This is a genomic window from uncultured Winogradskyella sp. (assembly GCF_947498345.1).
Taxonomy (GTDB): Bacteria; Bacteroidota; Bacteroidia; order Flavobacteriales; family Flavobacteriaceae; genus Winogradskyella.
The window spans coordinates 359896-385990 of the sequence record NZ_CANMJY010000001.1; the positions used below are offsets into that span (position 1 = coordinate 359896).

General features: G+C 32.9%; 29 protein-coding genes. 9 read left to right on the forward strand and 20 right to left on the reverse strand.

Going from position 1 to position 26095, the window contains the following annotated elements:
* The first annotated feature begins 16 nt into the window (after positions 1 to 16).
* On the forward strand, positions 17 to 1006 hold the full coding sequence (locus tag Q0912_RS01565; RefSeq protein WP_299111275.1) for an FAD:protein FMN transferase: 990 nt from the start codon (positions 17 to 19) through the stop codon (positions 1004 to 1006).
* A 93-nt stretch (positions 1007 to 1099) separates the two neighbouring features.
* Here the strand turns inward: Q0912_RS01565 and Q0912_RS01570 are convergent, their stop codons facing one another.
* Genes Q0912_RS01570 through map form a run of 3 tightly spaced genes read right to left on the reverse strand, consistent with a single transcriptional unit; the run spans position 1100 to position 3009 of the window.
* Positions 1100 to 1864, reverse strand: coding sequence for a class I SAM-dependent methyltransferase (locus Q0912_RS01570; RefSeq protein WP_299111277.1), 765 nt, complete (start codon positions 1862 to 1864; stop codon positions 1100 to 1102).
* A gap of 6 nt (positions 1865 to 1870) precedes the next feature.
* Positions 1871 to 2194, reverse strand: a complete 324-nt coding sequence (locus Q0912_RS01575) for a cupin domain-containing protein (RefSeq protein ID WP_299111280.1) — start codon at positions 2192 to 2194, stop codon at positions 1871 to 1873.
* Positions 2191 to 3009, reverse strand: coding sequence for a type I methionyl aminopeptidase (map, locus tag Q0912_RS01580; RefSeq protein WP_299111283.1), 819 nt, complete (start codon positions 3007 to 3009; stop codon positions 2191 to 2193). Before map ends, Q0912_RS01575 begins: the two co-directional genes overlap by 4 nt.
* Positions 3010 to 3131: 122 nt before the next feature.
* Between map and Q0912_RS01585 the strand changes: the two genes are divergently transcribed.
* Positions 3132 to 4397, forward strand: coding sequence for an acetyl-CoA hydrolase/transferase C-terminal domain-containing protein (locus tag Q0912_RS01585; protein ID WP_299111286.1), 1266 nt, complete (start codon positions 3132 to 3134; stop codon positions 4395 to 4397).
* A gap of 12 nt (positions 4398 to 4409) precedes the next feature.
* On the opposite strand, the gene Q0912_RS01590 is transcribed toward Q0912_RS01585, so the two are convergent.
* Both Q0912_RS01590 and gpmI read right to left on the reverse strand, forming a co-directional pair.
* A complete protein-coding gene (locus Q0912_RS01590) occupies positions 4410 to 4808 on the reverse strand; it encodes a BT0820 family HAD-type phosphatase (protein ID WP_299111289.1) in 399 nt (132 codons plus the stop codon).
* A gap of 43 nt (positions 4809 to 4851) precedes the next feature.
* Positions 4852 to 6369: a 2,3-bisphosphoglycerate-independent phosphoglycerate mutase gene (gpmI, locus tag Q0912_RS01595; protein ID WP_299111292.1), complete on the reverse strand. Its 1518-nt coding sequence runs from the start codon at positions 6367 to 6369 to the stop codon at positions 4852 to 4854.
* Between the two features lie 257 nt (positions 6370 to 6626).
* Here gpmI and Q0912_RS01600 point away from each other — a divergent pair, with 257 nt between their 5' ends.
* The gene (locus tag Q0912_RS01600) at positions 6627 to 7025 is read left to right on the forward strand and encodes an ankyrin repeat domain-containing protein (protein ID WP_299111295.1); all 399 of its coding nucleotides are present in this window, start codon (positions 6627 to 6629) and stop codon (positions 7023 to 7025) included.
* Positions 7026 to 7072: 47 nt separating this feature from the next.
* On the opposite strand, the gene Q0912_RS01605 is transcribed toward Q0912_RS01600, so the two are convergent.
* The gene (locus Q0912_RS01605) at positions 7073 to 7846 is read right to left on the reverse strand and encodes a M48 family metalloprotease (protein ID WP_299111298.1); all 774 of its coding nucleotides are present in this window, start codon (positions 7844 to 7846) and stop codon (positions 7073 to 7075) included.
* Between the two features lie 155 nt (positions 7847 to 8001).
* Between Q0912_RS01605 and Q0912_RS01610 the strand changes: the two genes are divergently transcribed.
* Positions 8002 to 8427 (forward strand): GNAT family N-acetyltransferase, encoded by a 426-nt coding sequence (locus Q0912_RS01610; RefSeq protein WP_299111301.1) that lies wholly within the window; start codon positions 8002 to 8004, stop codon positions 8425 to 8427.
* 2 nt (positions 8428 to 8429) lie between these two features.
* On the opposite strand, the gene pepE is transcribed toward Q0912_RS01610, so the two are convergent.
* The gene (pepE, locus tag Q0912_RS01615; protein WP_299111304.1) at positions 8430 to 9137 is read right to left on the reverse strand and encodes a dipeptidase PepE; all 708 of its coding nucleotides are present in this window, start codon (positions 9135 to 9137) and stop codon (positions 8430 to 8432) included.
* 129 nt (positions 9138 to 9266) lie between these two features.
* Between pepE and Q0912_RS01620 the strand changes: the two genes are divergently transcribed.
* From Q0912_RS01620 to Q0912_RS01640, 5 genes are all read left to right on the forward strand, one after another.
* Positions 9267 to 10085 carry a carboxypeptidase-like regulatory domain-containing protein gene (locus Q0912_RS01620; protein WP_299111306.1) on the forward strand — a complete coding sequence of 273 codons (819 nt, stop codon included), beginning with the start codon at positions 9267 to 9269 and terminating at the stop codon, positions 10083 to 10085.
* Positions 10072 to 10887 (forward strand): hypothetical protein, encoded by an 816-nt coding sequence (locus Q0912_RS01625; protein ID WP_299111308.1) that lies wholly within the window; start codon positions 10072 to 10074, stop codon positions 10885 to 10887. The genes Q0912_RS01620 and Q0912_RS01625 overlap by 14 nt, the downstream gene beginning before the upstream one ends.
* A 47-nt stretch (positions 10888 to 10934) precedes the next feature.
* Complete coding sequence (locus Q0912_RS01630; protein WP_299111310.1) at positions 10935 to 11441, forward strand: DUF6702 family protein; 507 nt, start codon at positions 10935 to 10937, stop codon at positions 11439 to 11441.
* A 62-nt stretch (positions 11442 to 11503) separates the two neighbouring features.
* Positions 11504 to 13804, forward strand: a complete 2301-nt coding sequence (locus Q0912_RS01635) for a M1 family aminopeptidase (protein ID WP_299111312.1) — start codon at positions 11504 to 11506, stop codon at positions 13802 to 13804.
* 193 nt (positions 13805 to 13997) lie between these two features.
* Positions 13998 to 14285: a twin-arginine translocase TatA/TatE family subunit gene (locus tag Q0912_RS01640; RefSeq protein WP_299111314.1), complete on the forward strand. Its 288-nt coding sequence runs from the start codon at positions 13998 to 14000 to the stop codon at positions 14283 to 14285.
* A gap of 21 nt (positions 14286 to 14306) precedes the next feature.
* Here the strand turns inward: Q0912_RS01640 and Q0912_RS01645 are convergent, their stop codons facing one another.
* The 13 genes from Q0912_RS01645 to kynU form a co-directional block, all read right to left on the reverse strand.
* Positions 14307 to 15062 (reverse strand): hypothetical protein, encoded by a 756-nt coding sequence (locus Q0912_RS01645; RefSeq protein WP_299111317.1) that lies wholly within the window; start codon positions 15060 to 15062, stop codon positions 14307 to 14309.
* 12 nt (positions 15063 to 15074) lie between these two features.
* Positions 15075 to 15716 carry an O-methyltransferase gene (locus Q0912_RS01650; RefSeq protein WP_299111319.1) on the reverse strand — a complete coding sequence of 214 codons (642 nt, stop codon included), beginning with the start codon at positions 15714 to 15716 and terminating at the stop codon, positions 15075 to 15077.
* A gap of 23 nt (positions 15717 to 15739) precedes the next feature.
* Positions 15740 to 15955 (reverse strand): hypothetical protein, encoded by a 216-nt coding sequence (locus tag Q0912_RS01655; protein WP_299111322.1) that lies wholly within the window; start codon positions 15953 to 15955, stop codon positions 15740 to 15742.
* Between the two features lie 56 nt (positions 15956 to 16011).
* The gene (locus Q0912_RS01660) at positions 16012 to 17097 is read right to left on the reverse strand and encodes an amidohydrolase family protein (RefSeq protein WP_299111324.1); all 1086 of its coding nucleotides are present in this window, start codon (positions 17095 to 17097) and stop codon (positions 16012 to 16014) included.
* Positions 17090 to 17626: a 3-hydroxyanthranilate 3,4-dioxygenase gene (locus Q0912_RS01665; RefSeq protein WP_299111326.1), complete on the reverse strand. Its 537-nt coding sequence runs from the start codon at positions 17624 to 17626 to the stop codon at positions 17090 to 17092. Before Q0912_RS01665 ends, Q0912_RS01660 begins: the two co-directional genes overlap by 8 nt.
* A gap of 18 nt (positions 17627 to 17644) precedes the next feature.
* Positions 17645 to 18799 carry a WG repeat-containing protein gene (locus tag Q0912_RS01670; RefSeq protein WP_299111328.1) on the reverse strand — a complete coding sequence of 385 codons (1155 nt, stop codon included), beginning with the start codon at positions 18797 to 18799 and terminating at the stop codon, positions 17645 to 17647.
* A 70-nt stretch (positions 18800 to 18869) separates the two neighbouring features.
* Positions 18870 to 20168: a hypothetical protein gene (locus Q0912_RS01675; protein ID WP_299111330.1), complete on the reverse strand. Its 1299-nt coding sequence runs from the start codon at positions 20166 to 20168 to the stop codon at positions 18870 to 18872.
* Between the two features lies 1 nt (position 20169).
* Positions 20170 to 20952: an SDR family oxidoreductase gene (locus Q0912_RS01680; protein WP_299111332.1), complete on the reverse strand. Its 783-nt coding sequence runs from the start codon at positions 20950 to 20952 to the stop codon at positions 20170 to 20172.
* Between the two features lies 1 nt (position 20953).
* Entirely contained in the window at positions 20954 to 21481 is a 528-nt protein-coding gene (locus tag Q0912_RS01685; protein ID WP_299111335.1) for a PsbP-related protein, read from the reverse strand.
* A gap of 11 nt (positions 21482 to 21492) precedes the next feature.
* On the reverse strand, positions 21493 to 22932 hold the full coding sequence (locus Q0912_RS01690) for an aldehyde dehydrogenase (protein WP_299111891.1): 1440 nt from the start codon (positions 22930 to 22932) through the stop codon (positions 21493 to 21495).
* Between the two features lie 64 nt (positions 22933 to 22996).
* Entirely contained in the window at positions 22997 to 23404 is a 408-nt protein-coding gene (locus tag Q0912_RS01695) for a RidA family protein (RefSeq protein WP_299111337.1), read from the reverse strand.
* A gap of 5 nt (positions 23405 to 23409) precedes the next feature.
* Positions 23410 to 24810 (reverse strand): NAD(P)/FAD-dependent oxidoreductase, encoded by a 1401-nt coding sequence (locus tag Q0912_RS01700; RefSeq protein WP_299111339.1) that lies wholly within the window; start codon positions 24808 to 24810, stop codon positions 23410 to 23412.
* The gene (gene kynU / locus Q0912_RS01705) at positions 24811 to 26076 is read right to left on the reverse strand and encodes a kynureninase (RefSeq protein ID WP_299111341.1); all 1266 of its coding nucleotides are present in this window, start codon (positions 26074 to 26076) and stop codon (positions 24811 to 24813) included.
* Positions 26077 to 26095 lie beyond the last annotated feature (19 nt).

Here is a 26095-nt window from a genome sequence, read left to right on the forward strand (position 1 = left end):
GAAATCAAAATAGACTATGAAAAAATTAATGGTTTTATTTCTTATCGCAATAGTATGCATATGTTGCAAAGAAGATAAAAAGCAGCCAGAATTAGTGAAGCTATCAGGTCCTGTTTTTGGTACAAGTTTTAATATTCAATATTTTTCTGATGAGAATATAAATTACACCAAACAATTTGATAGTTTATTCTCGATAGTTAATCAATCGCTTTCAACATACATTCCAGATTCTGATATTTCCAGATTAAATAATAATGAAGATATCGAAGTCGACCATCATTTTAAGCGAGTATTTAAAGCATCGAAGGAGATTTACAGAAGTACTGAAGGGGTTTTTGATCCTACAATAGGTAATGTAGTAAATGCTTGGAGTTTTGGTGCCGAAAAAAATAAATTTCTTACGGATAGCACAACGATAGACAGCCTGATGCAATATGTAGGGTTAAATCGTATAGGCTTAGTTGGTAATGCATTAAAAAAACCAAAAGAATTCTATATAGAATTTAATGCTATTGCTAAAGGTTATGGTTTAGATGTTATAGCTGAGTTTTTAGAAAGTAAAATGGTGGACAATTACTTGGTAGAAATTGGAGGGGAAGTTAGGGTCAGTGGTAAAAATGTAGAAAAGAAATCACCTTGGCGTGTTGGTTTGGACGAACCTCGTTTTGATGGACAACAATCCGTATATAAAGCCATAACTTTAAAAGATGAAGCTATGGCAACTTCTGGCACTTATAGGAAATTTAAAACAGATGAAAGCGGTAACCGTTATGCGCATATCATCAATACAAAAACTGGCTATCCTACAAAAACCAATGTTTTGAGTGTGTCAGTAATAGCTAAAGATTGTATGACTGCTGATGCTTATGCAACAGCTTTTCAAGCTATGGGAATCGAAAATATTAAACACTTTCTTCAATCGCATTCAGAGTTTAAAGTTTTTATAATTTTTGAAAATGATAAGAGCGAACTTGAAACTTTAAACTTAAACAATTTTCCTGACTAAATATTTGTGACTTTTTTAAATACTTAGTGTCTTACAAGTACTATTAATCCCTATATATAAAGTTGCACCTTTGTTCGTTTTTGGTGTGGCTTTTTATTTATATACCACAGGAATAATTTCTCCTTTGGCCAAGCGATACTTATCAATGTCACTATCTATAAGTTGAGATGTATAATCAACTTCTTCAACCTTGAAGCCAATTGCACGTAGTTTATCAAAATAATCTCTACCATAAACTCTTACATGATCATACTGACCAAAGACTTTAGTGCGTTCAGCTTTATCAGTTATTGTATTATCTTCAAAAGTTGTAGCTCTATTCAAATCTTGTGGAATCTGAAAAACCCCATAACCACCTGGTTTCATAACACGATATAACTCTTGCATGGCTTTGGTATCATTTGGTATATGTTCTAAAACATGATTGCAGAGTATAACATCATAGGTGTTATCCTTAAAAGGAAGATCACATATGTCTGCTTTTACATCTGCAATAGGGGACAATAAGTCTGTTGTTGTATAATCGAGATGTTTTAATTCTCTAAAACGTTTTAAAAAGCATTGCTCTGGTGCAAAATGCAACACCTTTAAAGGTTCTGAAAAGAAATGAGTTTCATTTTTAAGATATAACCAAAGTAGCCTGTGTCTTTCTAGTGAAAGGGTAGAGGGTGATAACACATTTGGTCTTTGTTGACCATAACCATAAGGTAAAAAAGTTCTAAAACCTTTGCCATCTATTGGATCTGTATACTTATTACCTCTTAAAAAAAACTCTAATACAGGTTTGATTAGGTAGCTTAACCTTATTAATAAAGGTCTTGGAAATAGGTTTAGGAAAAATTTGAAAATTGATTTCAATAGTAATTATTTATAATCTTCTCTGACCGGACTAAAGATATCGAGAATTTTACAAGCTGTTATGGCTTTTCCTTTATGTTCTACGTTAGAAGGAATCACTACAATAGAACCTGGTTTGTGGATTTTAGTAATACCATTAATGGTCATTTCAAATTCGCCTTCAAGTATTTGAGATACTTGCTCGTGTACATGATTGTGCATCGGTAATTCTGCATTTGGCTCAACTTCCCAAAAGGCAATTGTAAGTGTATCAGTGTGTAAAAACCTTGCGTTATAACCTTTAATGATTTCTCTTGGTTCAATATCTAATATGCGTTGGTCAACTATCATAATACTAAAGTATCTTGTCTAAACTTGTCTTCTTCATCAGAAATTATACCTAAGGCTTCATGTACATAGGCAAACGTTGAAAGAATTTCTGGTTGGCCATTTACAATAGCTATGTCGTGCTCAAAATGAACACTTGGCTTTCCATCTTGCGTCACTATGGTCCAGCCATCTTTTAATTGTTTCACTTTATGAGTTCCCATATTTATCATAGGTTCTATAGCAACGACCATACCTTCAATAAACTTTTTACCTCTACCACGTCTACCGTAGTTTGGCATTTCTGGGTCTTCGTGCATTTTACGACCTATACCATGACCTACCAACTCTCTAACAACACCATAACCATGAGATTCGCAATATTGTTGAATAGCATAACCGACATCACCAACACGATTACCAATTCGTAATTTATCAATACCAATATAAAGTGATTCTTTAGTGATTTTTATTAATTTTTTGGTGTCTTCATCAACATTACCTATTTCAAAAGTATAGGCGTGGTCACCATAAAAACCATTCATCAAAGCACCACAGTCAATAGAAACAATGTCTCCATCTTTTAATGGAACATCAGTTGGTAAACCATGCACTACAGCCTCATTAACACTACACAGTAATGTAGAGGGGCAATCATATAAGCCTTTAAACCCTGGGACAGCTCCATGATCTCTTATAAAGGTTTCTGCAATAGTATCTAAGTGATTAGTTGTAACTCCTTCTTTAACTTCTTTTGCTAACATGCCTAAAGTCTTGGATACAACTAAAGCACTTTGGCGCATTAATTCAATTTCTTCCTTGGTTTTTACAATAATCATAACATTAAACTTAAGTGGCAAAGATAGGTAATTATAACAATTTTAAAATACCATAAAAACATGATAAATAACAGTTTTTTTGTATTTTTTAAGAAGTAAGTTTGTAGCCTAAAACACATAAAATGTATAAAACAGTTAGCGCAGAAGCAGCAGTAGAAATTATAAAATCTAAGGATAAAATATATATACAAGCTGCAGCTGCAGCACCACAATCTCTTATTAAAGCAATGTCTGCAAGACATGAAGAATTGAGAAATGTTGAGATTTGTCAATTGCATACCGAAGGTGAAGCTCCATATGCAGATGTAAAGCTAAAGGATAGTTTTCATGTTAACTCCTTTTTTATTGGTAAAAATGTTAGGCATACTTTAAAAGCTGGTAATGGATCTTATACGCCAGTTTTTTTGAGTGAAGTGCCACGTTTGTTTAAGGAAAATATTATTAATCTAGATGTAGTTTTAATTCATGTTTCTGTTCCAGATCAACACGGTTATTGCTCACTTGGAGTTTCTGTAGAAGCGACATTGGCTGCTATTGATAATGCCACAACTGTTATAGCGCAAATCAATAAGAAGATGCCACGTACTCATGGGGCAGGTATTATTCATTATACAGAGATTGATTATTTTGTTGAATGCGATGATGAGATACCAACTATGGAAATGTCTGTTCCATCTGAAATAGAAAGTAAAATAGGTGATTATGTTGCGAGTTTAATTGAAGATCGAAGCACTTTGCAGATGGGTATTGGGTCTATACCAAATGCAGTTTTAACAAGGTTAACAAATCATAAAGATCTTGGTTTGCATACTGAGATGTTTTCTGATGGTGTTATTGACTTAATTTTAAGTGATGTAATTAATGGCAATTATAAAAAGATTAATAGAGGAAGAGCCTTAACCACTTTTTTAATTGGCTCTAAACGTTTGTATGATTATGTTGATGATAATCCTTTTGTAGAAATGCGTGCCTCAAATTATACAAATAATACATCATATATAAAACAAAACCCAAGAATGGTAGCTATTAATTCTGCTATAGAAATTGATGTTACTGGTCAGGTTTGTGCAGATTCTATAGGTTCTAGTATGTATTCTGGCGTTGGTGGGCAAATGGATTTTATTAGAGGTGCATCATTAAGTCAAGGAGGTAAAGCAATAATTGCATTACCTTCTGTAACTCGAAAGGGAATAAGCAGAATAGTACCTGTTTTAAAAACAGGAGCTGGTGTTGTAACCACCAGAGCTCACGTACATTATGTGGTAACAGAATATGGAATTGCTAACTTATTTGGAAAAACAATAAAAGAACGCGTAAAAGCACTTGTTGAAATAGCTCACCCAGATCACAGAGAAGCTATTAATAAGGCTTATTTTGAAATGATTTAGTAAAAAAGATGATTAAAATTGCCACCATTTTTTTCTGGTGTTTTTTATATTTGGTTTTTCGTTAGTAATAATTTGGTAGACTTCACCCCAACCAAGAATACCGCCTATGTTTCGGTCATCAATGAATAGGTCTGCATGGATTTTTCGACTTCTGGTATAATCAAATTTTTCTTCAGGGAAACTAGCGTTTACAGCATAAAACTCAATACCGTTTTCTTTACAGAAATCCACGGCTTCTTGCAACTTTGTACCACTTCTATAAGTCCAGAGTATAAGTCTATGGCCATCTTGTTGTAAACGTTTTAAGGTTTCGAAAGCAAAAATGCGAGTCTTTCCAATTTTTGGATATGCATCTTCAACAATGGTACCATCAAAATCTACAGCTATTATTAATCTATCTTGAAAATTCATGCTATCAATTCAATTATTGGACAAATGTACAACTTTAACAAATTTAAACAAGGCTATGTTGCGTCATGCTTTCTGGCTGAGCAATACCAATTAATTTTAAAACTGTTGGTGCAATATCTCCGAGGATTCCGTCCTTTATGTCTTTCAAATCTTTATCGATTAAAATAATAGGCACTGGATTAGTTGTATGCGCTGTATGTGGAGAACCATCTGGGTTAATCATGGTTTCACAATTACCATGATCGGCTATTAGTATAGTTGTGTAATCGTTATCTAATGCTGTGGTAACTACATTTTTCACACATTGATCAACAGCTTCGCAGGCTTTAATAGCAGCTTCCATAACACCTGTGTGACCAACCATGTCACCATTGGCAAAATTAAGACAGACAAAATCTACCTCTCCTTTTTGTAATTCGGGAATTAGGGCATCACATAACTCATAGGCACTCATTTCTGGTTTTAAATCGTAAGTCGCAACTTTTGGTGAGTTTCTTAATATTCTTGTCTCTCCTTTAAAAGGTTCTTCTTGACCTCCAGAGAAGAAAAATGTTACGTGCGGATATTTTTCAGTTTCGGCAATTCTAATTTGTTTTTTATGGTGTTTTTCTAAGACTTCTCCGAGTGTTTCAGATAAATTATCTTTGTTAAACACCACATTGATACCCTCAAAGCTATCATCGTAATTAGTCATAGTGATATAGTATAGATTGAGTTTGTGCATATTGTACTCATGAAAATCTTTCTGTGACAAAGCCTGAGTCAGTTGCCTTCCCCTATCTGTCCTAAAGTTAAAAAAGATGATAATATCATCTTCATTTACTAATGCTGTTGGTTTATTATTATCATTAACTATAACTAAAGGTTTTATAAACTCATCAGTGATATCATCTTTATAGCTTTGCTGTATAGATTTTAAAACATTTTGAGTTTGTTCACCTTCGCCTTTAACAATGGCATCATAGGCTAGTTTTACACGTTCCCAACGCTTATCTCTATCCATTGCGTAGTAGCGACCAGTAACAGTTGCGAGTTTACCTGTAGTTTTATTTAAATGGTCTTCTAATTCAGAAATAAAGCCATATCCAGATTTTGGGTCTACATCTCTTCCGTCTGTAAAAGCATGAACATATATATTTTCTAATCCAAAATCACTAGCAGCATCTAGTAACCCAAAAAGATGATTTATGTGCGAGTGTACACCACCATCACTTACCAAACCCAGTAAATGAATGTTTTTGTTATGACTTTTTGCATATTGAAAAGCATCCTTTAATATTTGCTCTTCTTGAAGTGTTTTGTTTTTTACAGCAAGATTTATCTTTACTAAATCTTGATACACAATTCTTCCAGCTCCTAAGTTCATATGCCCCACTTCACTATTCCCCATTTGGCCTTCAGGTAAACCTACATTTAAGCCATCTGTGCGTAAACTTGCACTTGGATATTTGGTGTAAAGTGAATCTATAAATGGAGTTTGAGCATTATCTATGGCAGAAACTTTTGGATCAGGTGATTTCCCCCAACCATCTAAGATCATTAAAATAACCTTTTTGTTCATGTTAAATTATTTTGGTTATCAAAGATAAGAGAATCGTGTAACAATTTGAATACATAAAATTTAGGGTATTATTCCTTTTTTAAGCCTTGATATTCTGAATGTTAACGTAATATGTGTTTTTGTGAAAGTATTAACAGATTTGTTGTTTAAACGTTAAATGTATGTTATATAACTTTTTTTAGTGTAACACTTTAAAGATTATTTCGTCTCTTTAATATAATCAAAAAACAATCAATTAAAATTTAAATTCTTTCATCATGAGAAAATCAGCAGTAATTTTAGCCTTAGCATTGGGCTTTTCAATTAGTAATTTAAATGCAACAAACGATATTTTAGCTCCACAAGCTAATGATGTAACTGTTAAAACATTAGAAATTAGTCCTTTATGTAAAGCAGTTGCAACAGGTAATGTAGAAGAGGTAAATAAACTTATTAAAGCTGGTGCAGATGTTAATGCTAAATCTAACGGTATGAAACCAATACATTATGCAGCCAAGTTTAACCGTGTAGAACTTATTAAAATTTTAGTGACAGCTGGAGCAGATGTACACGCATCTTGCGATTTAGGTTATACAGCACTAAGACATGCAGAAAAATCTAATGCAACAGAAGCGGCACAGTTTTTGAAAAGATTTAAAAGAAAACCGTCTAATTAAAGACAATTAATTTGAGTTAGTTAATTTGTATAAAGCGTCTTAAGAAATTAAGACGCTTTTTTGTATTTGTAATTTTTAATCGCCTCTCTAATTTTTTCTATCCTATTTTCTGGATCTGGATGTGTACTTTGAAACTCAGGTACACGATTAGGACCAGCAGCAGCTTTTAAGATTTGCATCACCCCTATCATTTCTTCGGGATTGTAACCCGCTTCGATCATAAACTGTACTCCAAGTTCATCACTTTCTAATTCATCACCTCTACCATTTTTTAAGAGTTGACCTTGCCCATATTGTTGTGCTATACCTCCCATGTCTATAGCCGAGCTTCCCATAGCTAAAACTTTCCAAAAGTTGGCATTAGTAATACGTTCGTTAGAATGTTTTCCTAAAACATGACCTATCTCATGACCTAAAACTCCTGCCAGCTGATCTTGGTTTTCTAATCTTGAAAACAAGGCATAGGTAATAAAAATCTGTCCACCAGGTAAAGCAAAAGCGTTAATAGTATTTGGGTCTGCTAATAAATGAAATTCGTACTTGTATGGTGTCTCTTTAGCGACGCTTCTATTTACTAATTTATTACCAATATTATCTACCAATGCCTGATACTCGTTATTAGGATGTAAGCCTCCGTGTTGTTGAGCCATACCAGGTGCGCTCTGCAAACCAATAGCTATTTCCTCTTGCGGAGACAATGAAATAGCTTGTTTTTTACCCGTATAAGGGTTTATTTCTTCTTGACTACACTTTCTTAAATAAGCAAATGCAGCAATAGCTATAAAAATAAAAATTCGGACTTTAAAATTACCTCTTCTCATAATAATTGTCTTAGTTGGTTCAATTTACAAAAGTTTGACACAATTTTTATTGAAAAGTCATTGGTTTTACTTTTAAAAATGAAAAATTTCATCAAGCTCACTTCAGAGAAAATGATTTAATTCCTTTAATTTTATTGTTCTTAAATTACTATAATATGAATTGTCTTTTTAAAATTATACCCAATGAAGATTTAGATATTATAATTCCTTTGGTATACGAACTTAATGAAGGTAGAGTGGATAAGGCTATTTTAAAATTGCGTTTTGATGAAATGAAAGATCAAAATTATGAGTGTGCTGTTATTTTTGATAAGGATAAGGTTATAGGTGTTACGGGTTTATGGTTTTGTACCAGACATTATGCTGGCAAATCTGTAGAATTAGATCATGTCTATATAAAACCTGAATATAGGGGCAAAGGGCTTGGTAAGCAATTTATGGATTGGATTTATACTTATGCTAAAGGAAAAGGTTGTAATTCTATGGAGTTAAATACCTACGTGCAAAATTATCCTTCACATAAATTTTACTATAACGAAGGTTATGAAATTTTAGGCTATCATTTCTATAGAAATATTTAAATTCATTTCAAAAATCCTAGGTCTGAGTTTGTTTGTAATTCATAAGGGGCTTTGTTATATTCAAATATTCTAGCATCTAACTTACCTTTTAGTGTTAGGCTATTTCTATTGACTTCAATCCAGCTTCCTTCACGTAATCCAACAACGGGTTGTGTATTAAAGGCATGAAACTCCTTAATACGAGTTTCTCTTGTTTCACCCATATGTGTGCTATTGGGATTTGGATCTAAATAATGAGGGTTGATATTAAAAGGCACTAAGCCTAGCGTTTTAAAACTTGGAGGATAAACAATAGGCATGTCATTAGTAGTGTTTATGGTTAATCCACAAATGTTACTACCAGCACTTGTGCCTAAATATGGTATACCTTTGGCTATAGACTCTTTTATAGAAACCAAAATGTCATTTTTGTATAATTGATTGACCAAAACAAAAGTATTGCCGCCACCTGTAAAAATACCTTGAGCACTTTCAATAGCTTTTTTGGGGTATTTATATTCATGTAAGCCTTTCACTGTTTTCCCTATGGATTTAAAGGCTTTGGCTGCAATTTTAGTATACGAATCATGAGAAATACCGACAGGTCTGGCATAAGGAATAAATAAAATTTCGTCTGCAGATTTAAAATGAACTTTTAATTCTTCTAAAAGGTATTCTAAGTAACCACTTCCATGAACTGTCGAAGTACTTGCAATTAGTATTGATTTCAAAATATAATATTTTTTGTAAAAATAATTATTACAAGTGATATGTACAGTAATGATTTAACAAAGATTTATCAGCAATTTTTTGTGAAATTTAAAGAATATAAGCGAACTTTATAAGTCAATACCACCAACATGAAAAAAATCACATTTATTTTACTTAGTTTTTTTGTTATTAACATTTATGGACAGGATATCGAAAGAACGTCTATTAGCGGTAGAATAATTGTTGCTTCAGAAGATAAAGAGGGAGTTACGGTTTACAACACATCTTCAAATAAAGGAACCGTTACAGACGAAAAAGGGGAATTTAATATTAAGGTAGCTGTTAATGATATTGTAGAATTTGGAGCATTGCAGTTTCAGGATTTTACAGTTACAATTACTGACGATATCATAAAGTCTAAAAATTTAACCGTTATTCTTGTAGAAGAAGTCAATAAATTAGACGAAGTAGTTATTTTACCATTTGGATTAACAGGTAATTTAGGTGCAGATTTAGAAAATGTAAGAACATATAATGTAAGTCTGGATGATGTGTACTTTGGCTTAGACCATATTGAAGATTTTGATTTTTCACCAGATTTTAAAACCAAGGCAGATAATTTAGCTTTTAATGAATACAACCCTAGAGTGGAGAATATGCTTAATATAGTTAATCTTGCAGGTTTTATTGTGAGTCAAGTTGTAGATGTTGATAAAAATGGAACTAAGACTTCTGAAGAGAAAGCGATTGAGAGAACACCATTTAAAGAAGCATTAGATAAGTATAGTATTAATTATATTCATGTTAATTTCAATATTCCTTTAGACCAGATAGAAGCCTTTATTGACTATGTTGAAATACAAGGTATAAAAGAAGAATTGTTCCAAGAAGATAAAGAAATGCAGTTTTTAGAACGTATCACAGAATTAAGTAAATCCTTCCTAAAAAATATAAGTGAAAAAGACTAATTTAATATGTGGTCTTATTGCGATACTATCTGTTTTTTTATCTCAAGCACAGCGTAAAGAACTCAAAGGACAACTTATTGCTGATGGAGATGTTGAGGGTATTCATATATTAAATAAGACAGCATTAAAATATGCAATCTCTAATGAAGACGGGAGTTTTTTGATCATAGCTAAAGCTTCTGACACTTTATTTATTTCTGGCTTAAAATATCAATCTAAAGAAGTTATTGTGACACAACCCATGGAGATTTTGGGTAATTTTTCAGTACTACTTATTGAAAAAATTAACGAACTAGATGAAGTCATTGTTGGTAAAATCTTAACAGGAAGTTTAGAGTCTGACTTAGAAAATTCAGATGCAAAAACAGAAATTAATTTCTATGATCTGGGTATTCCAGGAAATACAAATTTGCCACTTACACAGAATGAAAGAAAATTATTTGACGCAGATGGAGGACCAGACATTCTCTCAATATCTGGCGGGCCTTTTGGAGGTGGAGTAGGTGTGAATTTCCATAAGCTACTCAATAAAATTAGTGGAAGAACAAAAAAACTCCAAGAAATTGTAGAATTAGATGATCGAGATAAATGTATCAATAGATTAAGAATAGATTATGAGTTTACTATTTTTGAAAAGGATACATTAGCACTCAATTTAAGAAACGAGTATTTTTTGTTTTGTCAAGAAGATGATAGTTTTCTAGAGCTTTGTAAAGAAAAAAATGACATAAAGTTGCTTGAATATTTGAAACAAAAATTAAAAGCCTACAGAGAGAATAGAAAAATTAAAGATAAAAATTAACTTTGGAACACTTCTTGGGTTTAGCTAATTAAAGATATAATATAAAGATGAAATCATTACAAATCATAATAACACTTTTAATACTACCTGTACTGGTTTCAAGTAATACAAAACACGAATATTACGTTAGTGTAACAAAAATTGAATATATTAAAGAACAGCAATCGCTTCAAATCATGAGTCAAATTTTTATAGACGATTTCGAAGAATTATTGCGCAAGCGTTACGATGAAAATATAACATTAGCACCAGACAACGATACCAAGATTATTAATACTTACATGGCACGCTATCTATCTGATAAGCTAAAAATAAAAGTCAATGAAAGCTTAGTAAGATTCAATTTTATAGGCAAGGAATACAAAGATGATATTACATATTGTTATCTGGAGATCGAAAATATTTCTAAAATCAAATCCATAGAGGTTGCTAATAGGGCGCTGTTTGATTTATTCCCAGAACAGCAAAATATTGTAAGACTTAAAATGCTCGATAGAAATAGAAGCTTTTTACTCATTCCAGATAATGATAAATGCGTGTTAAACTTTGATTAAAAATCTCTTAAAGCCACGTTAAATACTTATTTTAGGCATCATTTTTAAAAACACTAACAACAATGAAGATTTTTAAGTATGTTTTTGGTGCTTTACTTTTTGTTTCTGCAAGTACTTATGCTCAAAACGAGATAAAGCCCGAACGTAAACCTGGTCACACCAATCAAAACAAATTCAAACAATTATATGATGAGTTTGCAACACCTAATATGTTTAGAACAGGCTCTGGTGCTCCAGGTCCGGCATATTACCAACAGCAGGCTGATTACAAAATGGATATTGAAATTGATGATGTAAATGCCAAATTATTCGGTAATGAAACCATTACTTATACCAATAACTCACCAGATGAATTAAAATACCTTTGGGTTCAATTAGACCAAAACATGCGTGCTAAAGATTCTAAGACTCCTTTGATCAATAGCTCAGGTATTCGTCCTGCGGCATCAGCTTCGAGAGCAGCAAGAACTTACTTAAAAGAACGCTTTGATGGTGGCTTTAATATTGAGCATGTTAAAGATGTAAACGGCAAAGATTTACCTCATATGATTAATCGCACTATGATGCGTATAGAATTGCCGAAGGCAATGAAGACAGGCGATAAATTTTCATTCAATATAAAATGGTGGTACAATATTAATGACCATGTTAAGGATGGAGGGCGCTCTGGTTATGAATACTTTGAGGAAAATGATAACAGAATCTATGTAATGGCGCAATTTTATCCTCGTATGGCAGTATATAATGATGTAGAAGGCTGGCAAAATTCTCAATTTTGGGGACGTGATGAGTTTGCATTACCATTTGGAGATTTTGATGTTAATATTACAGTCCCTGCTGATCATATTTTAGATGGTACAGGTTATTTAACTAATAGAGATGAGGTTTTTACCAAAGAAATGATGAAACGTTATAACAAGGCTAAAAAATCTTTCGATAAGCCTGTAATGATTGTAACTCAAGAAGAAGCTGAGGTAACTGAAAAAACTAAAAGTGACAAGAAAAAAACCTGGAGACTTTCTGCACAGATGGTACGTGATTTTGGTTTTGCAACTTCTCGAAAGTTTATTTGGGATATGATGGCTGTTAAGATTGGAGATAGAGATGTTATGGCAGTATCTATGTATTCTAAGGAGGGGAATCCTTTATGGGAGCAATGGTCTACAAGAACAGTTGCAAGTACATTGAAGTCTTATTCTCGTATGACTTTTGATTACCCTTACCATAAAGCAATTTCTGTACATGCTCCTATGGGAATGGAGTACCCTATGATTTGTTATAATTTTGGTCGACCAGATAAAGATGGTAATTACTCAGATAGAACAAAATATGGGATGATTAGTGTTATTATTCACGAAGTAGGTCATAACTTTTTTCCTATGATTGTAAATAGTGATGAGCGTCAATGGACATGGATGGATGAAGGCTTAAATACATTTGTGCAATATGTTGCCGAGCAAGATTTTGGCGAGTGGTATCCTGCAGCATTGTCTCCAGGACACGACAAATATCCATCACGCAGAGGTCCAGCCAAAAATATTGTCAGATATATGGGAGGCAATCAAGATTATATTGCGCCAATTATGACCAAAGGTTTAAATACTTATCAGTTTGGTAGTAATGCCTATAGTAAACCAGCAACTGGGTTGAATATCTTGAGAGAAACCATTATGGGTCGCGAACTTTTTGATTATTCATTTAGAGAATATGCAAATCGCTGGATGTTTAAGCACCCAACACCAGAAGATTTTTTCCGTACTATGGAAGATGCTTCTGCAGTTGATTTAGATTGGTTTTGGAGAGGCTGGTTCTATACCACAGATTATACAGACATTGGTATTAAAGAAGTTAAGAAATATGCTGTTACTAATAAACCAAATGAAAACGGAAAGAAATTAGCTGAGCGTTATAACATGGATCCTAATGCTTTAGTTTATTTTATAGGTGAAGGAGAAGAAGGCTATGATGAAGCTATGAAAGATGCTGCTTCTGTTGAAGATTTGCCTACGGTTAAAGAGTATATTATGGACAATTTTACTCCAGAGCAACAAAAAAACATGAAGAAATCGCCTAAATATTTCTATCAGGTTACTTTTGATAAACCAGGAGGTTTGGTAATGCCAGTAATTGTAGAGTATGAATACTCAGATGGTTCTAAAGAAAAAGTGACGTATCCTGCTCAAATCTGGAGATTCAATGATAAAGAAGTGAGTAGAGCAGTGGCTAGCGAAAAGGAAATAGTATCGATTATAGTAGATCCCGATTTAGAAACTGCTGATGTAGACACATCTAACAACTCTTGGCCAAGAGAAATTGAAGAAAGCGATTTTGATAAGTTTAAGAATAAGAAGGTCAAAGACTAATTGCTGTAAAACTGATAATAAAAAGCCGACTTTTACGAGTCGGCTTTTTTAATGAGATTCATTTAATAAAAGCCTTTGGGAGAACATAAAAGTTATGGTTAAACTAATGTCATTGAAAAGCAGTATTTTGTTTTAAGTTAATTCAGATAATCTTAGTAAATATCTTTTATAAACTAACTATATTTGCACTGTGATGCAACATCCTACATTATTATTCATTGGCGGTACCGAAATTGTGTTTATACTATTTATAGTGGTATTGGTTTTTGGTGCAGATAAACTACCCGAAGTGGCTCGTGGTCTTGGTAAGGGCATGCGTACGCTTAAAGACGCTACTAATGATATAAAGCACGAAGTTACTAAAAGTGCCAAGGAAAGTAATATTATTGATACTGATGCAGCTAAAGACATTCAGCAGCAAGTCAATAAAATAAAAGATGAAGTTGAAGACTTTTCTGGTTCTATAAAAAGAAACAAATAATTATTGTTTAAGAAAGCTTTACTACATTGATATATAAGAATTGGTTACACTTCCTCCAGTTTGCAAATCCATTTCTAGTGCGCCTTTTATCAGTTTACAGCTCGCTCTATTTAATACGTAATGACCAGTAGCAGAATTATCACCAAGTAATCCAGGCATACCAGCAATTTTTAAATCAATTGAAATGATAATCTCTTTGTTAGTTATATCTTCTATTTTATAAGTTGATTTCGTTTTTTGGTTAGTTATTGGGTTTGTATTTTCATTTTGCCAGATGCTTCCAACACCTACTTTATTATCAGGAAATGATAAAAAATAATGTCTAATATCGACTACAGGTTCATTGAATAAGTTACCGTCATCATGATGAAAAGACTTGGTCACTTTTCCTTTATCATCAATTATAATATTAAGTTTAGCATCTAGAATATCTTGATACTCTGAGTGCATACTTTTTTCTTCACCTGTCATAGAAGATATGTCCTTGTTAGAATCATATTTTTCGATCTCATTGTCCATTTTCATTTCTGTAATTATCCTATTAACGCGAGTCTTAAAAGTTATCTCATTGTTTTCTATAGAGGTCACTTCAAAATCAGTTTCCATAACATTTTTTATACTCATCAGGGTACCTTTACTTGTTTCTGTAGTAGAAGTTATAGTCTGCTTATCACCAATATCATAACTAAGCTTTAATTCAATTTGTTCTGAGTTTTTGCTACAACTCAACACAAAAAAGATTACAATTATTAATCTGGCTAGTGTTTTAAGTTTCATGTTTAGTTTGTATTATTTTTTTCTGCTAATGGTTAAACCATCCCTTATAGGTAACAAAACAGTTTCAATACGATCATCACTTTTAAGTAAAGTGTTATAGTCTAAAACTGCTTTGGTAGATTTGTCCTTTTCGTCCAGAGGTTCTATGACTTTTCCATGCCACAATACATTGTCCGAAAGGATAATGCCGCCAGAATTTAATTTATCTATAATGAGATGAAAATAATTACTATAGTTAGGTTTGTCTGCATCAATAAAAACCAAATCAAAATTGATATCTAGCTTCGGAATTATATTTAACGCATTTCCTGTATGCTGAATAATTTGTTGCCCAAAACCAGATTTATCAAAATATTTGCGTTGAAAATCAACGAGCTCTTCATTAACATCTACGGTATGCACTCGACCGTTTTCTGCTAAACCTTCTGCTAAACAAATCGTAGAATACCCAGTAAAGGTACCTAACTCTAAAATAAATTTTGGTTTAATAAGTTTAGAAATCATGCTCAGTACCCTCCCTTGGTAGGGGCCACTGAGCATAATAGGCTGCAATACCTTTTGATAGGTTTCTCGTGTAAGCTGTTGTAATAACTCAGGCTCTTGCTCAGAATGTGCAACAATATAATTGTCTAAAGCTTCTGGCAAAAAATACATACTAAAATTATTTATGGAGAAATTTACTCAGCGGTTTCTTCTTTAGGAAGTTCTTCTTCTTCTGGTTTACCCATAAAGAATAATACAGCACCAAGTACAACTAGACCTATTTTAATAGCCCAAGCTGTGGTTTCACCTAGTTCGTCTATCCATCCTAAAAATCTTATGGTTAAACCAATGTAAGGTAAAATTATTAATGCTAAACCTATAAGTACCGCATACACTCCAATTTTTCTCATAATAATAGTTGTTGATTAGAACCTAAATATAGATATAAAATTTTTAGAATAAAGTATTAGCCTATGATTCTTGATAATAATTTTTGCTTAGCAACTTCGTCATCTCCGCATAACCATTGAATGACATTATCTTCCCATATGGCATCGCGTTCGGTATTTGAAATAATATCTTGTTCTATGGCCAAATCCAAAATCTTTCCAGGATAAGAAGATTGTTTTTCGCTTTCCATTTCACCTAAAGGGTAAGGGTCATCTAATCCCATTAAGACTTGCTTAGAGGTTTGATTTTTTATAAGTAGCTCAAGACCACCTGTATCATGTACTAAAGTATCAAAGAAGATATTTTTATGACCTACAGCTTTTCTGGGGTGCTTTTTGTCTTCAAACAAATCTGGCCTGCCATCAAAACCTTGTATACGTCTTCCTAAATTAATCTGTGCCAATTGCCCACCATGAGCAAAACAAACACGCATATTTTTATACTTTTCGTAATACCCATTAAGAGTTAAAAAATGATAGGCATCAGCACATTGTGCCAACATCCAAATCAAATGAAAACGCCAAGATGTATTTTCTAGTTTTATAAATTTTTCACCATCATATGGATGTATTTCTACGGCAAGATTATATTTGTCTGCCAGCTCAAAAATAGGTTCGTTCTCTTCATCAAAAATACAACGCCATGTACCAATAGTATCCATATAATGGGTTGGTAAACATAACAGTTGCAGGCCTAACTCTTCTACACAGCGTTCAATTTCCCAACAAGCACCTCTTACAAACCCTGGGTGTACTACAAAACCGCAAGTAAACTTACTCGGATTATCATGCTGAATACGTGCATTAAAGTCATTTTGAAACCGTAAAGCTTGCTTCATTTCTTCTAAACGCAGACCATTACCATAAAGTTGAGACAGATTTAAAACAACTGCATGGTCAATTTTAAAATGTTCCATCCATGCTAATTTTTCATTTAAGAAAAAACTAGAATCCGTTATTGGTCTATTCCAATCTTTTTGAAGCATGTATTTCCTGTCTTTATCTACCCAGAAAATACCTTTATCTTTCATAAAATCGGGGATTTCCTCAGGATAGGGAAGAAGGTGTGAATGTCCGTTTATTCTAAGTTTGCGTTTACTCATCTATCTGAACCTTTTTTGGCGGTTGCATCACTTCACCACAATTAGGACAACTGCGTTTATCCTTGTCTCCATAATACTTATCAAATATGGCTGGCATATCTGTTTCAATATTATCTAGTGTGAAGTCTTCCTCATACAATTTGGTTGTGCAATTTTCACAGAACCATAATAATGCATCTTGTACACCTTTTTCTCTTGGGTATTCAATTACTAAGCCTACGGTATTAGCTCCACGTTGAGGTGAGTGCGGAACCTTAGGTGGCAAAAGGAAAATTTCTCCTTGTTTAATATGTATATCTTTTGGTGTGCCTTTATCAATCACTTTTAATACAATATCACCTTCAACCTGATAGAAAAACTCAGGTGTTTCATTATAGTGGTAATCTTTTCTACTATTTGGACCACCAACGACCATTACAATAAAATCTCCATCTTTCCATACCACTTTATTACCTACAGGTGGCTTTAATAAATGCCGATTTTCTTCTATCCATGCTTTAAAATTTATGGGCGGAAATAATTTACTCATAATCAAAGGTTTTTAAATTCATTTCTTTCTGTATTCAATACCATTTTCATCTACATAAAAGATATATTTGTCTTTACTTACAGGAAAATAATATACTCCATTTTCTGAACTTTTTCTAGTATAATCACCAGAAAGAAATTCACAATCGGTTATTATATATTTATTGGTCTTTAAATTATAGTAATCATATTTGTAATCAAACCTATCTCCTTCTAAGTTATCTCTTGTAGCTGTTAGTATATAATTAGAATTGTAATCATTTAGTATTTGGTTGTATTTTATAGGTAATACCAGTTTAAGATTTTCATCAATAACACCAATTTTTTCATCTTCTGTAACTCTAAAAAGAATAGAACTGTAATATATAAATTCAACTTTATCGAATAGTTTAGATTCTTTTTTAGTGCTTACATTATAGATACCATACTTTTTATTTCTTTTGAAAATACATCTTTTTTGGGCTGAATCACATTCAACAATTTCTGCATCAATTTTTTGAGATAATTTATCCAAACTATTATTTGACCTTCTAACACTAAAAGGTACTTCAATATCAATATCATCATCAGAGTCTAAACTTTCTTCCTTTTGATAGACAGGTTTTAAAATACGTTTGGTTTCATTATCATTGATTACGGTTACTAAAACTAAATCGTTCTTCTCAGACAATGGTTTGTCATCTAAATAGAGTTCTCCATTTTTATTTTCAAAATTAAATGTGTTGAGTTTGTAAGTTTTATAATCCTCAGAATTTATTCTAGAATCATAAAAAACTTTATAAATAATTTGATCATATATTAAAGGAATTATAATATTTGATTTACTATCAATGGCACCAATTTTACCATCATTTTCTACAACAAGGAAGTTGGATTCTGTTTCGTAAGTATCAAAAGTAAAGTCATTAAACTTTTGTGTTGAGGTATCAAATAACTTCAATTTTCTGTCAACTTCTTGAGCAATGATCCAGTCATAATATAAGATGATATTTTTATACTTAGAATCGAAAATGGATTTATTTTGCTTATCAATGTACGCGCTGGTATCCCCTTTGTAAACCATGCTTCCATATTTTTCAAGTGTTTTATTCCATTTAAATACTCCTACGGAATCATAAACTGCATTATAAACCAATTTTCCATTACTGTCAGCAAAACCCCATTTTTCATTCATCCTGTATGGAATTAAATCTTGACAAAAGCAATTCGTTGTAAGTCCAAGTGTTAAGAAAATAGTAAATAGATTATTCCTTAATAACATAAGTGTGTGTTGTGTCTAATTGTTCTATATCGCCAGAAAATGTTGAATACTCGTAGCGACTATCTTTGTAACTTGCATTGAATGTAAAGGCATTTTTAATTAAACCTTTATAAGTTTTTCCATTAGGTAAAATCAAATCAACACTTAAATGTTTAAAATCTTTAGTCTTGGTAACCAGTGTGTAGCGTGTAAAGCTCCAAAACTTATTAAGGTCTTGTACACAGAAATCTAAGCTATCATTATTTTTATTTAGGTATAATAGCTTATGGTCAGATAAGTCCATTGTATGATTTTTTAACTTTTTAATACGTCTTTTAGAGGATTCGTATATTAAATCTCCATTATCATCAACACGACCTTGTAAAAGAAAGTCATCAATGAAAGCATAAAACTTACCCTCAAAAAACTGTATGCGATTAGTGTTATTATTGTTTAAATAGGTGTCAGATTCCCAACTATTGGATTTAAAATTAAAATCAATACCAGAATTAGTTCTTTTATAATTAAACGTAATAGCTTTGTTTAAAAGATGTTTTATGTCTGCAGAGTTAGCAATAGATGTGTAAGTCTCTTGAGGTTCTTCAGTCTTTAGAGAAACTTTAATATCTTCAAATAACTCTCGGTTTAAATTTTGCCTGCTTTTATGTGATAGTTGAATGAAGTTTATAGGAAATTCTGAGCCTAGGTAATTAATAGCGACTATTTTTGTATTAGGTTCTAGACTTACCAATCCTAAGGTTTTTAGTATAGTTATAAAATCATTATTGGATTCTGATGCGTCTCCTTCAGCTACCCAAAAATACATTTCATAAAAATTGCCTTTAGAGGCATATTTTTGAACCCGTGTTCCGTGATAGTTTTTAAATTCATTAGTAGTTTCATAGCCAAAACGGTCGTTAAATTCTTTTTTAGAATGAACTTTTGTTGTTGAATCCTCTAACTTTTCTACAATCACTTCAAAGTCTTTGAGATATGTAAAAACAGGAACATTTGGATAGGAATATAATAATGAATCGGCGCCATAGCCTAGAGATGGTATAAGTGTATAATAAGAAGCATTATCACTGATATATATCATTCTGTTTTTAAAATGCCTTCCTCTTTCCTTTTCTTTTATGGTACTACTGACTACCATATTACCACTATTATCAATTTTAAATAGCTCACTATACTCATCATTTGGAACAATTTTTATTGTATAAGTTTGAGCATTTGTAGTAGTAATAAAAAACAAAAGAAAAGTAGGAATATTTAAAAGAAGGACTATTTGTTTTAGCTTCATTCTACAAACTTTTTGTGCGTCCACCATCAACAGGAAGATTTATGCCATTAATATAGGCTGCTCTGGCACTAGCTAAAAATGTAATAGCATCTGCTGTTTCTTCTGGTTTAGCGAAGCGTTTTGCAGGTACAGCATTTTTCATTGCGTTTGTAGCTTCTTCTTCCGACGTTCCGGTCTTAGCAGATTTGTTTTTAATGATTTGACTTAGACGTTCTGTCCCAGTAGCACCAGGAAGTACATTGTTTACAGTAATCCCAAACTGCCCTAATTCGTTTGCTAAGGTTTTACTCCAGTTTGCTACAGCACCACGTATAGTGTTGCTTACACCAAGACCATCTAAAGGTTGTTTTACGGAAGTTGAAATAACATTGATAATACGACCGTACGTTCCGGTTTTCATAAATGGTACTAAAGCTTGAACTAAAATATGATTACACTTTAAATGTTGCGTAAATGCACTTTCAAATTCTTCAATCGTAGCATTAAATATAGGCCCACCAGCTGGCCCACCTGTATTATTAACCAAAATATGAAAGCCATGATTATTTGTGATATAGGCTTCAATTTTTTGCCTCAACGCTTCGGGACTAGAGAAATCTGCAACGATGTAATCGTGATTACGGTGTTGAGGCAATTGAGAAAGTGTAGCCTTTAATTTGGCTTCATTTCTGGCAATTAAAGTGACGACTACTCCTTCTTCTGCTAATGCTAAAGCTGTTGCTTTTCCTATCCCTGCTGTGCTTCCGCAAACTAAAGCGTATTTGTTATTGAGTTCAAGGTTCATTTTATTTCGCTAATTTAAAACTGTTAAGAATTCGATCTCCTATTTCAATATATTGATCATATTCATTTGCTGAAGATGAAAAAGTAAGCACATATGCTTTTTGGCCAGAAATGATAAAGAGCTGTTTGAATTTTAATATCATATTATTTCCAAAATCAGCACTCCATATAATTAAACCAACCTCCATTTTATTAATTGTAGTTGTAGTTTGACTTAAAACTTTAGCAGATGGAATTTGAATTTTAACCTGATCTAATGCTTTTTTTGTATAAGCCTCTAACGTTAAATCAAAATTTGATATATCTTCAATTGTTAAATTAACATTTTCTCTGAACTGATCATCTTTATTAGTATTTTCAGGACTTAAGAATATATCTTTTACTGCCGGATTTGGTGTCTGCTTACTATGAGTCCAATCATTAGGATAATCTAAAGAAAAACTATCACCATTGTGTCTTTTAAAATTATCTTGAGCGAATAGAGCTAAACTGAAAAAAAGTAATAATAACGTTGAGATTTTAATTTTCATGGTATTTAGATTTAGTATTTTATACATACATTTTTGGGTTCTGTAAAAAAGCGTAAGGCTTCAAAGCCACCTTCTCTGCCAACACCAGATGCTTTTATTCCTCCAAAGGGAGTGCGTAAATCGCGCATCATCCAGGTATTAACCCAAACAATGCCAGCTTGTATTTGATTACACATTCGCATGGTACGCTTTAAATTGTTAGTCCAGAGTGTTGCGGATAAGCCGTATTTAACTTTGTTGGTCATAAGTAGAACTTCCTCTTCGGTATTAAATGGCATAATAGTAACAACAGGGCCAAAAATTTCTTCTTGGTTAACACGGCATTGATCGTTAGGTACTTCGATAACTGTTGGTTCTAGATAATAGCCATTTTCATAAGCTTTCACCGTAACTTCATTTCCACCACATAATATTGTACCATTTTCTTCTTTAGCAATAGAAATATAATCTTTTACTTTCTCTAAATGTGGTTTTGATACTAAAGCTCCGATATTCGTATCTTTTTCTGAAGGATGGCCAACTTTAAGAGCTTTTACTTTTGAAATAAAATCTGTTTTAAATCTTTCATAAATGGAAGCCTCGACAAAAATGCGACTTCCACATAAGCATATTTGCCCTTGATTAGCAAAAGATGACCGCACAGTAGTATTTAGCATATCTTCATAATCACAGTCAGCAAAAATGATGTTTGGATTTTTTCCACCTAATTCCAATGATAATTTCTTGAACATTGGTGCAGCAACTTTAGCAATATGTGCTCCAGTTGCTGTTCCACCAGTAAAAGAAATAGCTTTAATATCTGGATGTTCTATAATGGCTTGCCCAGTAGTTGTTCCTAAGCCATGAACGATATTTAATACCCCTTTAGGTAAACCAGCCTCATTACAGATCTCGCCTAGTAAATAAGCTGTCATTGGTGTGACTTCACTGGGTTTGGCAACCACACAATTACCCGCAGCTAGAGCTGGTGCAATTTTCCATGTAAAGAGATAGAGTGGAAGATTCCAGGGACTAATACAGCCTACAACTCCTATTGGTTGTCGTAGTGTATAGTTTATGGCATTTTGACCGACACTTTCGTGGCTTTCACTAGCAAATTGAGTAATAGCATTACCAAAAAATCTAAAATTACTTGCTGCTCTTGGAATATCTACAGCTTTAGCTAAACTAACTGGCTTACCATTATCTTTGCTTTCTGCTTCTGCAAAACGTTGTAAGTTGGTTTCTAATAGTTCTGAAATCTTTATTAAGATTCTACTGCGCTCTTCTAACGTCGTTTTACTCCATATTGGAAAAGCCAATTTTGCTGCACCATAGGCATTTTCTACATCTTCTTTAGTAGAATTTGGTATTTGCCCATAAACCTCTCCGCTTGATGGATTATAATTATCTATCCACTCATTAGTAATAGTAGGTGTAAATTTTCCGTTTATGTAGTTTTTGATATCCATTTTACTCACAGATAAATAAATCAAAAAAATAGATTTTTATGTTTTTTCTTGATTCTTTTAATCTTTAATCTTGTTTTTTATAAGCCATAACCTTTATCTCAATTACCAAATCCGGATGCGGTAATTGATGTACTGCAACCGTGGTTCTGGTTGGTCCAGTTTCTTTATCAAAAAATTCTGCATAGGCTTTATTGTAATCAGCAAAATCATTCATACTTACCAAAAAAGAGGTAACATCGACGACATCTTTTAAAGAGGCTCCAACTTTAGCTAAATTCTTATTTATATTTTTTAAAACTTCTTGAGTTTGTGTATAGGCGTTTAGTCTTTTTGTACCCATTTCATCAATAATATCTACACCAGCAATACTATTATCTGATCTGCGAGAACTAGTGCCAGAAACAAAAATAAAATCGCCAACTTGTTTTACGTGTGGATAAGCTCCTCTTGGTGTTACTATTTTTTCACTCATAATGCTTAGTGTAATCCAGCAATTTTATCATCTTCTAAAATTGCTTCAGTTTCTATTTTTACTTTATCTAAAATATCATTGATATCATCATCTGTTGAAATAATACCATCAGACAACATATTTAAAATAGCTTTATCCTGAGCTCTTCCTCTTAACATTGCTTCTCTATAACCAATATGCTCATTAAAGGTAACTAAACTATATTTTGACGAATAATCTTCTGGGAATTCTTTTTCAAGAGCCATCTCAATTTTTCGTTTCTCCTGAAAAATAGGTTGCCCAACATGATCTTTCATTTCGTGAAAATTATCAATGGCCAAATCCGCTATAGCATCAGTATCTTTTTTTCTGATTTTACCATATTCTGAAAAAACCGTTTCCCAGTTCCCTTCATATTTATCTAAAATGGTATCAAATTCCACAACATCTTCAAAAGAAGCATTCATTCCTTGACCATAAAAAGGTACAATAGCATGAGCAGAATCTCCCATTAATAGTGTATTGCCTTTGTAATGCCATGGTGAACATTTTACGGTTCCCAGAGGTGCTGTTGGATTTTCAAAAAAGTCTTCAACGAGATTTGGCATTAATGCTAAAGCATCTGGAAATTCTTTCTCGAAAAATTCAGTCACAATTTCTGGTGTCGTTAGGTTATTAAAATTGTATTCGCCTTCATCGTAGCTTAAAAATAATGTTACGGTAAAGCTACCATCTAAGTTGGGTAGTGCAATGACCATAAAATCTCCTCTGGGCCATATATGAAGTGCGTTTTTGTAAGTTTTATAACCACCAGTGTCTGTTGGTAAAATACTCAACTCCTTGTAACCGTGCGTTAACCAATCTTGTGAGAAGCTAAATAAAAATTTCTTCTCTAAATAATAACTTTTACGTAATGCAGAACCTGCTCCATCTGTAGCGATGATACAATCTGCATCTTCAATAAATTCATTCTTGGTATTATAATCTTTAAATAAAGCTGTAGTCTTTTCAAAATCTACAGACTTGCATTTTTTGTTAAAGTGGATTTTTACATTTTTATGTTTTTCGGCTTCATCGAGCAATAAAGCATTAAGTCCACCTCTTGAAATAGAGTTGATATATTCATGCTCACGGCCACTATAATTAGATAAAAACGTATTGCCCTCTCTGTCATGAAGCATTCTACCATTCATAGGTATACATAATTCTTCTACTTTATCCTCAATGCCAACAAGCTTCATGGCTTTATTGCCACGATCAGAAAATGCTAAGTTAATAGAACGCCCTGCTGAAATATCAGTACTTCTAAGGTCTGGACGCATTTCATAAACCGTAACATTATACCCTCTTTGTCCTAATCTTAAAGCTAAGAGACTTCCGCAAAGACCTGCTCCTATTATTAATATGTTTTGTTGTTTATTATTCATTTAAAAAATTGCTTTCATTTTTTCAACCATTTGATATACATCTTCAAACGAATTGTATAAAGGTACAGGAGCACATCTAATAACGTCTGGTTCTCTCCAATCGCTTATAACTCCAGATGCGGTTAATTTATCATGCAAGCTTTTATCTGCATTTAGTACTTGTATGGATAATTGACAACCACGCTCATCTACATTCTCTGGTGTAATAATTCGTATCACATCTTCGCCTAATGCTTTTAACAAGAATTCAAAATAGCCTGTTAGCTTTTTAGATTTCTCTAAAAGTTTTTCCATTCCTACTTCATCAAAGATATCTAAAGATGCTTTTATAGCAGCCATAGATAAAATTGGTGGATTACTCAACTGCCAGCCTTCGGCACCAGGTAATACATCAAACTCGTGACGCATGTTAAAACGTGTCTTTTTGTTATGGCTCCACCAACCTGTAAACCGATTTAAATCTTTATCGTAGGCATGACGCTCGTGTACAAAGCAACCCGATAGGCTTCCTGGTCCGGAGTTTAAATACTTATATGTACACCACACGGCAAAATCTGCATCAGAATTATGCAAATCTAAATTGACATTTCCAGCACCATGTGCACAATCAAAACCAACGATACAACCCTGTTTATGCCCTAATTCTGTAATTCGTTTTAAATTGAAAAATTGCCCAGTGTAATAGTTGACTCCACCAATCATTACCAAGGCAATTTCATGACCATGGTTTTCTAAAATAGTTTCTAGATCTTCGTAATGTAACAATTCTTCACCTTCTCTGGGTTTCCATAGTATTAAACCTTCCTTATCATCATAACCATGATGACGTAATTGCGATTCGACAGCATATTTATCTGAAGGAAATGCGTCACTTTCAATAACTATTTTATAGCGCTCTTTAGTGGGCTGGTAAAATGAAGCCATCATAAAATGAAGGTTCGCAGTAAGCGAGTTCATAGTGACTACTTCAATAGGCTTGGCTCCAACTAATTTTGCAGTAGCATCCGTTAAGAATTCATGATAAGGCAACCAAGGGTTTTTAGCGTCAGTATGACCTTCTACTCCCAGATTTGCCCAATCTTCTAATTCTTGATTTATATAAGCCTTTGTGGATTTTGGTTGTAACCCTAAGGAATTGCCACATAAATATATAAGCTCATTTCCGTGCTGATCTTTTGGAATGTGAAATTGTTGTCTGTAGTGTGATAATTCGTCTAATGCGTCTTGTTGTTTGGCGTATTCTAGACCAGGTTTGTAGTCGGACAATGTAAGATTGATTTTCGGT

Bases quoted from the DNA above. Each gene is read 5' to 3' on its own strand.
- Q0912_RS01655 (WP_299111322.1), bottom strand. From the start codon at position 15,955: ATGAGAAAAATTGGAGTGTATGCGGTACTTATAGGTTTAGCATTAATA.
- Q0912_RS01590 (WP_299111289.1), bottom strand. From the start codon at position 4,808: ATGAATTTTCAAGATAGATTAATAATAGCTGTAGATTTTGATGGTACC.
- Q0912_RS01600 (WP_299111295.1), top strand. From the start codon at position 6,627: ATGAGAAAATCAGCAGTAATTTTAGCCTTAGCATTGGGCTTTTCAATT.
- Q0912_RS01680 (WP_299111332.1), bottom strand. From the start codon at position 20,952: ATGAACCTTGAACTCAATAACAAATACGCTTTAGTTTGCGGAAGCACA.
- gpmI (WP_299111292.1), bottom strand. From the start codon at position 6,369: ATGAACAAAAAGGTTATTTTAATGATCTTAGATGGTTGGGGGAAATCA.
- Q0912_RS01650 (WP_299111319.1), bottom strand. From the start codon at position 15,716: ATGTATTTTTTGCCAGAAGCTTTAGACAATTATATTGTTGCACATTCT.
- map (WP_299111283.1), bottom strand. From the start codon at position 3,009: ATGATTATTGTAAAAACCAAGGAAGAAATTGAATTAATGCGCCAAAGT.
- Q0912_RS01645 (WP_299111317.1), bottom strand. From the start codon at position 15,062: ATGAAACTTAAAACACTAGCCAGATTAATAATTGTAATCTTTTTTGTG.
- Q0912_RS01685 (WP_299111335.1), bottom strand. From the start codon at position 21,481: ATGAAAATTAAAATCTCAACGTTATTATTACTTTTTTTCAGTTTAGCT.
- Q0912_RS01675 (WP_299111330.1), bottom strand. From the start codon at position 20,168: ATGAAGCTAAAACAAATAGTCCTTCTTTTAAATATTCCTACTTTTCTT.
- Q0912_RS01620 (WP_299111306.1), top strand. From the start codon at position 9,267: ATGAAAAAAATCACATTTATTTTACTTAGTTTTTTTGTTATTAACATT.
- Q0912_RS01565 (WP_299111275.1), top strand. From the start codon at position 17: ATGAAAAAATTAATGGTTTTATTTCTTATCGCAATAGTATGCATATGT.
- Q0912_RS01660 (WP_299111324.1), bottom strand. From the start codon at position 17,097: ATGAGTAAACGCAAACTTAGAATAAACGGACATTCACACCTTCTTCCC.
- Q0912_RS01670 (WP_299111328.1), bottom strand. From the start codon at position 18,799: ATGAATGAAAAATGGGGTTTTGCTGACAGTAATGGAAAATTGGTTTAT.
- Q0912_RS01630 (WP_299111310.1), top strand. From the start codon at position 10,935: ATGAAATCATTACAAATCATAATAACACTTTTAATACTACCTGTACTG.
- Q0912_RS01635 (WP_299111312.1), top strand. From the start codon at position 11,504: ATGAAGATTTTTAAGTATGTTTTTGGTGCTTTACTTTTTGTTTCTGCA.
- Q0912_RS01610 (WP_299111301.1), top strand. From the start codon at position 8,002: ATGAATTGTCTTTTTAAAATTATACCCAATGAAGATTTAGATATTATA.
- Q0912_RS01585 (WP_299111286.1), top strand. From the start codon at position 3,132: ATGTATAAAACAGTTAGCGCAGAAGCAGCAGTAGAAATTATAAAATCT.
- Q0912_RS01605 (WP_299111298.1), bottom strand. From the start codon at position 7,846: ATGAGAAGAGGTAATTTTAAAGTCCGAATTTTTATTTTTATAGCTATT.
- Q0912_RS01690 (WP_299111891.1), bottom strand. From the start codon at position 22,932: ATGGATATCAAAAACTACATAAACGGAAAATTTACACCTACTATTACT.
- Q0912_RS01640 (WP_299111314.1), top strand. From the start codon at position 13,998: ATGCAACATCCTACATTATTATTCATTGGCGGTACCGAAATTGTGTTT.
- Q0912_RS01695 (WP_299111337.1), bottom strand. From the start codon at position 23,404: ATGAGTGAAAAAATAGTAACACCAAGAGGAGCTTATCCACACGTAAAA.
- Q0912_RS01665 (WP_299111326.1), bottom strand. From the start codon at position 17,626: ATGAGTAAATTATTTCCGCCCATAAATTTTAAAGCATGGATAGAAGAA.
- Q0912_RS01700 (WP_299111339.1), bottom strand. From the start codon at position 24,810: ATGAATAATAAACAACAAAACATATTAATAATAGGAGCAGGTCTTTGC.
- Q0912_RS01575 (WP_299111280.1), bottom strand. From the start codon at position 2,194: ATGATAGTTGACCAACGCATATTAGATATTGAACCAAGAGAAATCATT.